At 33.7% G+C, this 2281-nt stretch carries 2 protein-coding genes; one reads left to right on the top strand and one right to left on the bottom strand.

Annotation, left to right across the window (positions count from 1 at the left end):
- Positions 1–295 precede the first annotated feature (295 nt).
- Positions 296–562, top strand: coding sequence for a hypothetical protein (locus L692_RS0102800; RefSeq protein ID WP_025697006.1), 267 nt, complete (start codon positions 296–298; stop codon positions 560–562).
- Between the two features lie 450 nt (positions 563–1012).
- Here L692_RS0102800 and L692_RS31615 read toward each other — a convergent pair whose 3' ends face one another.
- Positions 1013–1900 (bottom strand): hypothetical protein, encoded by an 888-nt coding sequence (locus L692_RS31615; RefSeq protein ID WP_156940286.1) that lies wholly within the window; start codon positions 1898–1900, stop codon positions 1013–1015.
- Between the last annotated feature and the right edge of the window lie 381 nt (positions 1901–2281).

Here is a 2281-nt window from a genome sequence, read left to right as displayed (position 1 = left end):
GTTAGTTAGGTTATAATCTTAATTGCGGTTTATATAGTTCAACAAAATTTCTTGAGGAATGTAAAAACATTGAAATTGGTCTCTTAACTACAGACGAAAATGATGAGAGGTTGCTTGTGGAATAAGTTATAAAATAATTGATTTTAAAAAACGTGTACATAAGGTAATCAGTAAAAGAGTTGGGATTGAGGCTATTCTATTCGGAATAATCATTATAGTTTATGGAATATTAATCATTACTACTCGTTCTATGGGAGTTAGAGACCCGGATACATTATTTATACAGAAGGCACTCGTGGGAATAGTTGGTTATATGGCATTTCTATTTTCTAGTCAAATTGCTACAGGGAATAATCTTAAACAAACTATGTACAGAATGTTATTAGCTGTATTATTTCCTTTAATTATAGTTACAGTATTTTCTCCAGATTTTCAAACAATAAAAATTCAATGGTTTGATTTAATTTGTTTAGCAGCAGGTTTTAGTACTGAAATCGTAATAAAGGTACTTAATGGGATTGTCAACAAGGCACACAAATTTATCGATAAAAATTTGAAATAAAAAAAAGATGCCCACAGAGCGGAATTCAATTGGTACATGGTTCTTGACCTTTTGCACCATTGTAAATAAAAAGAATCCTTATAGAATAAGGATTCTCACAAGGAAAGTTTTACGTCGATCTACACTTAAACAATTAAAATTACTTATTTTCCTTTTGAAAAAGAAAAATGTAAATGATAAAAAATAATAATGTAACTATAAATATAGTGTAGAGTAACCGTTCAGTTTGTAACTCATAAATGGGATTGAAGCCATTAATATCTTGGCTCTTATTGGTCAGTCTCCAAAGTGGGGCATATATTACTTCTTGAACGGTAAGATTATTCTCCGGGCCCCATACTTTTTTAACCGGAACAAATAAGACACCGAGTATAAAAACTAATACACCATATATGATAAGTAAGATATTCCTCTGGTTACCCATCGTAATTTTCCCTCCATCTAAACTAGTTATACATTAGGAACACCCGTTGGAGGAGTTGGGGTTGTTGCATTGAGGTTGTGTGTAGTGTTGGTGCGGGACCAATACTTATTCGATTTTGTGATAAGTTTTTTGTTTGTTCCAGTTACGGGGCCTTCAATTACTTGTACAATTCCACCAGTAGAGTCTATATAATAATAGATCCCTTCCCATTCCTCAAGGTGATATTTAATATATGGTCTCATCCCCCAAACTGTCCAAGCCGGAACATTAGCTCCTTGTGTAATAGTCGTAGTTTGTTCGACATTAAAGGATGCTGAGAAACCCATTTTGCTCTGTATAAGATTTGATCCCGTAAATCCCAATGTGGCCGATGTTTTCAGAGTTTTAGTATAGGTAGCAGTGATAGGTACGCTTGACCGATAATTATCTTCTGTAATCCATGATTGTGAATAAGTAACTCGGTCTTGAGAAAAAGTAACATGCGGGTCTGTTGACCAACCCTGACCAACAATATAAGAAGGAGAGACTTCACCAAAAGAAGGAGTTACTTCTTTTTGATTATTGTTCGTGCTTTTGCCCAATTGTGCAGCTTTATAGTTATTAACAATAGAATCAATTTCTTTAACGCTTGTAGAATATTTCTTAGGATTCGAATTAAAGAAATTTAATAGGGAATTCTTAAACTGCTCTTCGTTAATAATACTACCCGTTTCTTTGTCCACTCCCTTTACATCAATTTTGGTTACCTTTGTAGGTTCATTTGCGATAGAAGGAGTGAAGTAGTTGGTAGACTCTACAATATCAACTGATTTAGATGGTTGAGGTGAAGATTCAAGATCAGCGGCATTTACCACCCCAGAAAAAGTAAGAGTCAGTGCGGCAACAAAGAATAAACTAAGCAACCTTTTTTTCATGAATTTTCATCGCTTCTCAAATTTTATATGACAGCTGGGCCCAGCGTATCAACAAACGTAATCCTCTTATCGCCAAAAGATTCCAAAATAACACAGGTCACACTTTCATACATTCGAACCTACTAACACCTTTTTTGAAATAAAAATACAAAATATGTAATAATTCATTTGGTTTCATTATAACAAATTTATCCATAAAGTAAAGTAAGTATTTACGATTGCTAATTTGCTAGTAGATAGGTTCTGTTCGGTTTTTACTAACACATGTTTGTAAAGTCGTGTTTTAAACATATGTCTAAAATCAGGCCTGTTGAATAACTATGTAAATTAAATAGGGGACTTTTCTTCGAACCTTCGAAAACGTTGCGAAAGCCAGATGAG

The organism is Paenibacillus forsythiae T98 (genome assembly GCF_000520735.1).
In the GTDB taxonomy this organism is placed as follows: Bacteria; Bacillota; Bacilli; order Paenibacillales; family Paenibacillaceae; genus Paenibacillus_AQ; species Paenibacillus_AQ forsythiae.
Note: the sequence above shows the minus strand (reverse complement) of the source record. Positions and strands in the feature narration are given on the sequence as shown.

Excerpts from the sequence above, each read along its gene's own strand:
- L692_RS31615 (WP_156940286.1), bottom strand. The coding sequence starts at position 1,900 with ATGAAAAAAAGGTTGCTTAGTTTATTCTTTGTTGCCGCACTGACTCTT.